8 protein-coding genes are annotated in these 6,942 nt (G+C 73.0%); 3 read left to right on the forward strand and 5 right to left on the reverse strand.

What is annotated here, in order from left to right:
* The first annotated feature begins 70 nt into the window (after window positions 1-70).
* Entirely contained in the window at window positions 71-466 is a 396-nt protein-coding gene (locus R2S09_RS39650; protein ID WP_399145710.1) for a helix-turn-helix transcriptional regulator, read from the forward strand.
* A gap of 56 nt (window positions 467-522) precedes the next feature.
* Window positions 523-966: a VOC family protein gene (locus R2S09_RS39655; RefSeq protein WP_306192258.1), complete on the forward strand. Its 444-nt coding sequence runs from the start codon at window positions 523-525 to the stop codon at window positions 964-966.
* Between the two features lie 100 nt (window positions 967-1,066).
* On the opposite strand, the gene cseC is transcribed toward R2S09_RS39655, so the two are convergent.
* The 5 genes from cseC to R2S09_RS39680 all read right to left on the reverse strand — a co-directional run bounded on the left by cseC (window position 1,067) and on the right by R2S09_RS39680 (window position 5,921).
* A complete protein-coding gene (gene cseC, locus R2S09_RS39660) occupies window positions 1,067-2,437 on the reverse strand; it encodes a two-component system sensor histidine kinase CseC (protein WP_306192257.1) in 1,371 nt (456 codons plus the stop codon).
* 10 nt (window positions 2,438-2,447) lie between these two features.
* The gene (cseB, locus tag R2S09_RS39665) at window positions 2,448-3,149 is read right to left on the reverse strand and encodes a two-component system response regulator CseB (RefSeq protein WP_306192256.1); all 702 of its coding nucleotides are present in this window, start codon (window positions 3,147-3,149) and stop codon (window positions 2,448-2,450) included.
* Between the two features lie 145 nt (window positions 3,150-3,294).
* A complete protein-coding gene (locus tag R2S09_RS39670) occupies window positions 3,295-4,020 on the reverse strand; it encodes a hypothetical protein (RefSeq protein ID WP_399145706.1) in 726 nt (241 codons plus the stop codon).
* Window positions 4,008-4,547, reverse strand: a complete 540-nt coding sequence (locus tag R2S09_RS39675; protein WP_030177423.1) for a SigE family RNA polymerase sigma factor — start codon at window positions 4,545-4,547, stop codon at window positions 4,008-4,010. Before R2S09_RS39675 ends, R2S09_RS39670 begins: the two co-directional genes overlap by 13 nt.
* Before the next feature lie 336 nt (window positions 4,548-4,883).
* A complete protein-coding gene (locus R2S09_RS39680; RefSeq protein ID WP_316746133.1) occupies window positions 4,884-5,921 on the reverse strand; it encodes an A/G-specific adenine glycosylase in 1,038 nt (345 codons plus the stop codon).
* Between the two features lie 204 nt (window positions 5,922-6,125).
* On the opposite strand from R2S09_RS39680, the gene R2S09_RS39685 reads away from it, so the two are divergent.
* Window positions 6,126-6,942 (forward strand): hypothetical protein (locus tag R2S09_RS39685; protein WP_316746134.1); only part of this gene is annotated, 817 nt, incomplete at its 3' end.

Below are 6,942 nucleotides of genomic sequence, written 5' to 3' on the forward strand. Positions count from 1 at the left end.
CCGTGCCACCATCGGCCGTATGGAAGCAGTGGCGGGCAGGATGCGGCAGCTGCGCCTGGCCAAGGACGCCATGGACCGGGACTGGGCGGACCCGGACCTCGACCTGGACACGGTGGCGGCTCACGCCGGCTACTCGCGCTACCACTTCATACGGGCCTTCAAGGAGGCGTACGGCGAGACGCCCCGCCAGTACCTCACCCACCGCCGCATCGAGCGGGCCGAGGACCTGCTGCGCACCGCGAACCTGACGGTGACCGAGATCTGCCACCTGGTCGGCTTCAGCAGTCTGGGCACGTTCTCGTCCCGCTTCAAGGCGTGGACCGGGCTCACCCCGAGCGAGTACCGCGCCCGGCACGTCGGCCGCGGCGCCGCCCTCATCCCCGGCTGCTACGCCATGCTCTGGGCCGGCGGATTCCGCTCCGGCGCGGCCCGGGAGCGAGAGAGCAATTTCCGAGAAGCGGGCTGAGCGCCGTCCTGCCTACCGTGGCAGCGCAACAGCACCTCGCAACCCCCGGAGAAGCCATGATCAAGGGCATCGCCATCACCACCGTCTGGGTCCTCGACCAGGACCGCGCCAAGGAGTTCTACACCCAGAAGCTCGGCCTGGAGGTCCGCACCGACATGACCATGGGGGAGGGCGGCGCGCGCTGGCTCACCGTCGGCTCCCCGGACCAGCCCGACGTGGAGCTGACCCTCATGGTGCCCGGGCCGCCCGCGATGGACCCCGAATCCGCCGAGATGGTCAAGAAGCTGGTCGCCAAGGGCGCCCTCGGCGCCGGCGTCCTGGTCACCGACGACATCCACGGCGACTACAAGAAGCTCAAGGACCGCGGGGTGGAGTTCCTCCAGGAGCCGCAGGAGCGCCCCTACGGCACCGAAGCGCTCTTCCGTGACGACTCCGGCAACTGGTTCTCCTTCACCCAGCGACGCGAGGGCGGCCTGGACCCGGACAAGGAGTGGGCCTGACAGGGCTCAGGACCTCCCGGGGCCTGCCGAACCGGCCCCGGGACGGGCGCCCCGGAGCCAGGCTCCCGGGCCGGGCCCCGGGCCGGGCCCCGGGGGGCGGTCACTTTCCTTGCTGGGGCACCTGCTGCGGCAGCATCGGGTAGCTGCCCGTGTTCGTCGGGGCGTGCTCCGGCAGCCACAGGACCGCGACCGCGCCCTCGGCCGGAATGTGCTCGGGGGCGCCCGCGGGCCGTACGTTGCGGAACGTCAGGCGGGCCCCCAGCACCCGGGCCTGGCCGGCGGCGATGGTCAGACCCAGGCCGTGGCCGCGCCCCGCGCGGTCCGCGCTGCCGGTGCGGAACCGGCTCGGGCCCTCCGCCAGCAGCGCCTCCGGAAAGCCGGGGCCGTGGTCGCGCACCCGGATGACCCGCCCCTCCACGGTCACCTCGACCGGCGGCTTGCCGTGCCGGGCGGCGTTGGCGAGCAGGTTGAACAGCACCCGCTCCAGACGCCGCGGGTCCGTCGTGACCTCCGACTCGTGCACCACCCGCACCTCGACGTCCGGGTCCTTCGCCGCCACCCGCCGGGCGACGAACTCGCCGAGCACGATGTCCTGCAGCTCGGCCCGCTCCGAGGCGCCGTCCAGCCGGGCGACCTCCAGCACGTCCTCCACCAGCGTGCGCATCGCCTTCGCCCGGTCCAGGACCAGCTCGGTGGGGCGGCCCGGCGGCAGCAGCTCGGCGGCCGTCAGCAGCCCGGTCACCGGGGTGCGCAGCTCGTGCGCGATGTCCGCGGTGACCCGCCGCTCCGCCTCCAGCCGCTGCTGCAGCGCGTCCGCCATGGCGTCCACAGCGCGCGCGAGGTCGTCGGTCTCGTCCCGTACGACCCCGCCGATGGCGTCCCGGACCCGAACGTCCGGCTCGCCCTTGGCCACCTGGTTCGCGGCGGCCGCCGCCTTGCGCAGGCGGCGCGAGAGCTGGCCGCCGATGAGCACACCCAGCGCGCTGCCGCCCAGCACGACCGCGATGGAGCCGATCACCAGGGCCTGGTCGAGGTCCTTGAGGATGTCCGTGCTGCGGTCGGTGAAGTGCGTGTGCAGGGAGAGCACGTGCCCGCCCTTGATCGGCATGGCCGCCCAGATGTCCGGCACGCGGCCCGGGTGGTCGGTGACGAACGTGGCCCGCCGGCCGTCCTCGACCTTCTCCCGCAGCGCGGCGGGCAGCGTCGGATCGTCGATCTTGAAGGTGGCGGGGGCCGGCCGCCGGCCGGGGCGGTCGTAGATGCTCTGCGCGAACTGGAGCCGCTGGTCGGCCAGGTCGCGGGCGTTGTCCAGCATCGACACCCGGGCGGCGTTGTGCACCACCAGGCTGAGCGCGATCGCCACCAGGGCGCCCACCAGCGCGATGGCCGCGCTGAGCTTCCACCTCAGCCCGGTACGGATGTCCGCGTGCTCCAGGCGCCCCGGAAGCAGGCGCCGCGTGTTGCCCCGCATGCCGCCCCGCTCAGGCCTTCAGCTTGTAGCCGAAGCCACGGACGGTCTCGATGCGGTCCTGGCCGATCTTCGTGCGCAGCCGCTGCACATGGACGTCGACGACCCGGGTGTCACCGCCCCAGCCGTAGTCCCACACGCGCTCCAGGAGCTTGTCCCGGGACAGGACCGTGCCCGGCGCGGCGGAGAACTCGAGCAGCAGCCGCATCTCGGTGGGGGTGAGCGCCACCGGCTGCCCGGCCCGGCGCACCTCCATCCCCTCGGTGTCGACCTCCAGGTCGCCGAAGGTCAGCACCCCGCCGTCCACCGCGGAGGCGTCGGCCTCGCCGCGGCCACCGCCCGCGTGCCCGAAGCGGCGCAGCACCGCGCGGATCCGGGCGACCAGGACGGCGCCGTCGAACGGCTTGGTCACATAGTCGTCGGCGCCGGCCTCCAGACCCAGCACGACGTCGATGGAGTCCGCCCGCGCCGACAGCATGATCACCGGCACCGTCGACTCGTCGCGGATTCGGCGGCACAGGCTGACGCCGTCCAGGCCGGGGACCATGACGTCCAGCAGGGCGATGTCGGGCCGCCTCGCCCGGAACGCCTCCAGGCCCGACAGGCCGTCGGGCATGGCCGTGACCGCGAAGCCGTCCCGCTCCAGGGCGAGCTGTGTGGCCTCGCGGATGACGTCGTCGTCCTCGACGAACAGGACGTGGGTCTGCTCTGCCATCCCGGTGCTCTCAGTCCTTGTGTGCTTCAGAGGGTGCGCCCACTGTGTGGACGCGTCCGGCGCGTGATGCGTTCACTCGCGAACGGTTCCCCGGCGGATCGGGCCGCCGGAGGCGACCGGTTCGCGCCACCGGAATTGTCTCGCGTCAGTTGTCGGGGACCGGAGCCGCCGACGCGCCCCCTCCGACGGCCTTGCTGTACTCGTTGCGCGTGCTGAACTCCTTGGTGAACGCGCTCCCGGTCCAGCGGTAGGTGATCACGTCCTCGCCGGAGGGGTTCGACACCGGGTCGTCCTTCTCGTACACCTGCTTGGTCACCACGAGGTCGCCGCGGTCGATCTCGGCGTAGACCGGCGGCTCCTCGGCCCGGAACACGTCCTCGTACCCGTCGCCCCGCTCGCGGTACACATACGAGCCCATGCCCACCGCGTCCTCGCAGGTCAGCACGTTGACGACGATATCGTCGACCGAGCCGCCGGTCAGCTTGCCGTACGCCACGTCGACGGGGTACTGGTCGCCCGCGCACGGCTTGAGACCGCGCTTGACGGCGGCCGAGACCTTCGGGTCGTCCTTGACGAGCCGCACCGGGTCCACCGGCTGGGGGGTGTCGGCGGGGGTCGCGGAGGCGCTGGGCGAGGGTGCGCCGGCCACCGAGCTGGCGTCGGCCGGACCCTCGTCGCGGGCGCCGGTGCCGCCCGTGCCGCAGGCGGACACCAAAAGGCCGAGGGCGGCGAGCACGGCCAGCGCCGTGATCACCGCCTGGAAGGTCCCCCGGGCCGGGGTGGGCTCGACGCCGGGACCGGCCCCGACGCTCCGGCCGGTCTCGGCACCGCCGCTCGGGCCGACCTCGGCCGCACCGCTCAGGCCGCGCAACGCTCCCGCTCCTCACGCTCCAGCGCGCGTGCGTCCAGATCGCGGGCCTCCAGCTCCTCGCGGAGCCGGGCGAGCGCCCGGTGCAGCGTGCTCTTGACCGTTCCCGCGGACATGCCGAGGGCGGCGGCCGTCTCCTCCGTGGACATCTGCTCCCAGTGTCGCAGCACCACGACACTGCGCTGCTTCGGAGCGAGAACTTTCATGATGTCCATGAGGAGCGCGCGGTCGGCGTGCTGCTCGGTGGAGTCCTCGACGCTGGCGTCCGGAAGCTGCTCGGTGGGAACCTCCTCCAGCTTCCGGGCCCGCCACCACTCCGTACGCGTGTTGATCATGACCCGGCGCAGATAGGCGTCCGCGAGCCGCTTGTCGGCGATGCCCTCCCAGCGGCCGTACGTCCTGACGAGCGCGGTCTGGAGCAGGTCCTGCGCGTCGACGGGGTCCGGCACCAGCCGGCGGGCGCTGCGCAGCAGCGCGTCCTGCCGGGTGCGCACATACTCCTCGAACTCGAGCACCTCACCCTGCGCCATGATCAACCGCCTCCGATCCCCGTTTTCCCGGCCCGCCTGCTGCCGGATCCCACGCTGTGTGCGGCCGGCTGTGGTCGGCAGCCGCCCGGTGCCCGTCGGGCACGCAACTGAAGGTACGGAGGGGTTGTCACGGCGTTGTCCGAAGCAGCCTGCGGCTAGCCCTCGGCTGTGCGTCGGTTGTGTAACGGACGCAGGAACGGGGTAAAGAGGTGCTCCGATTTGCCGTGATGTGGGGCGATTTGAAACCCCGGGTGGCGCGCGGATGTGTGACACGGACGCCCGCGACGCCCCCCGAAGACGTCACCGCCGTTACGAAGCCCGGGCGGTGACGTGGTGTCAGGTCAGCGGCAGCCGGTACAGACCGCCCGGCAGCGGCTCCACCAGACCGTCCGCGACGAGCCCGTCCAGGGCCCGGGCCCGCTGGACCGGCTCGTGCCACACCCGGTCGAGCACCACCTGCGGCACCGCCGTATGAGCCTCCCGCAGCACGGCGAGCAGCTTGCCGCGCACCTGCCGGTCGGTGCCGGCGTACGTCTGGCCCCGGCGCGGCGGACCGTCGTGCTCCGGCTTGCCCGCCAGCCGCCACGCGCAGTGCCCGGCGATCGGGCAGCGGTCGCACGACTCGTTCTTCGCCGTGCACACCAGCGCGCCGAGCTCCATGGAGGCGGCGGCCCAACGGGCCGCGGTCCGTTCGTCCTCCGGCAGCAGGGTGCGGGCCAGGCGGCGCTCGGCGGCGGTGGTGGCGTTCGGCGGGTACTGCACGCCGGTGACCGCGCGGGCCAGGACCCGGCGGACGTTGGTGTCCAGCACGGCGTGCCGCTGCCCGTAGGCGAAGGACGCGACCGCCGCGGCCGTGTACTCGCCGATGCCGGGCAGGGCCAGCAGCTGTGCGTGCTCGGTGGGTACGTCGCCGCCGTGCCGTTCCGTTATGGCGACCGCGGCGCCGTGCAGGCGCAGGGCGCGGCGCGGGTAGCCGAGCCGCCCCCAGGCGCGGACGGCCTCGCCCGGCGCCTCCTTGGCGAGGTCGGCGGGGCGCGGCCAGCGTTCGAGCCACTGTTCGTAGACGGGCAGGACGCGGTTGACCGGCGTCTGCTGGAGCATGAACTCGCTGACCATCACCCCCCAGGCACCGGCGTCGGCGCGCCGCCAGGGCAGGTCGCGGGCGTTGGCGTCGAACCAGGTGATGACGTGGGTGTGCAGGGGCGCGCCGTGCGGGGCGCCGGACGGGCCGGACGCCGTGGCGGAGGCATCGCCGGTGGTGGTGGCGTCGACGGCGCTGTCGTCGGTGTCGGTGTCGGTGTCGGTGACGGCGTCGGCATCGGTGGCGGTGGCCGGGGCGGTGGGGCTGTGTGGGGGCAGTGTGGGCGCAGTCATGGCGCTTCCGATCCTGCCACGTGCGGATGGACGGCCGCGTGAACCCGAGCGGCCCGGTGTCGTCACCGACCGTCACTGTTCGGTTACGGCGACCGCAAAGTGGGGCGCCTGTACGGATGTTGCTCGAATGATGATCCGGAAAAGTTGTGGTCGGCGCGGCGGGTGGGGCGGGGGAAGGCCACGATCTCTCGTACAGTTTGGGCCGTGGGATCTCTGCGCAATCCGGTCGGGCCGCTTCCCTCCTCCATCTACTGGCGACGGAGGGTCGTACTGCTGTCCGTGGTCGCCCTGTTGGCCCTGCTGGTCGCCTGGATCGTCACCTCGGGGGGCGGCGGGGACCACAAGAACAGCGGCAGCGCCTCCGACGGCAAGCATCCCACCCCCTCCACCATCACCCCGGGACCCTCCGGCTCCGGTCCCGCGATCAGCCAACACCCCGGCGGACGCGACGAGTCCGGCGGCGGTGACTCCGGCGGATCGGGGGCCGCCTCGGGCGGCGGCACCGCTTCCGGCGCTCCGGGCGGGGACGGCTCGGGTTCCGGCTCCGGTGCCGGTGGGGGCTCGGGCGGCGACGCCAAGGGCGGTGCCGGTACGGGCGCCGTGCTGCCGGCCGGCAGCACGCTTCCCAACTGCGCCCCCGGGGCGGTCTCGTTGAACCTGCGCAGTGTGCGCAACACCTACGCGCCCGGTCAGACACCGACCTTCGAACTGACGGCGAAGAACTCCTCCGGTACCGACTGCAAGGTCGACCTCGGGCCGAAGTCCGCGGTGCTGACGATCAGCAAGGCCGACAGCAGCACCGACTACTGGTCCTCGGACGACTGCCCGAAGACTGCCGGAAGCCTGCTGTACCGGGTGCCGGCGGGCAGCGCCATCACCTACACCGTGCGCTGGGACCGCAAGCCGAGCGCTCCGCAGTGCGCGACGCCTCCGGCGGGCTCGGCCGGGGCGGGGACGTACCTGGTGGAGGCGAAGGTGCCGGGGTACGGCAAGCTGCAGACGTCGTTCGTGCTGTCGGCGG

This window comes from Streptomyces sp. MK7 (assembly GCF_032658145.1).
In the GTDB taxonomy this organism is placed as follows: Bacteria; Actinomycetota; Actinomycetes; order Streptomycetales; family Streptomycetaceae; genus Streptomyces; species Streptomyces spiralis.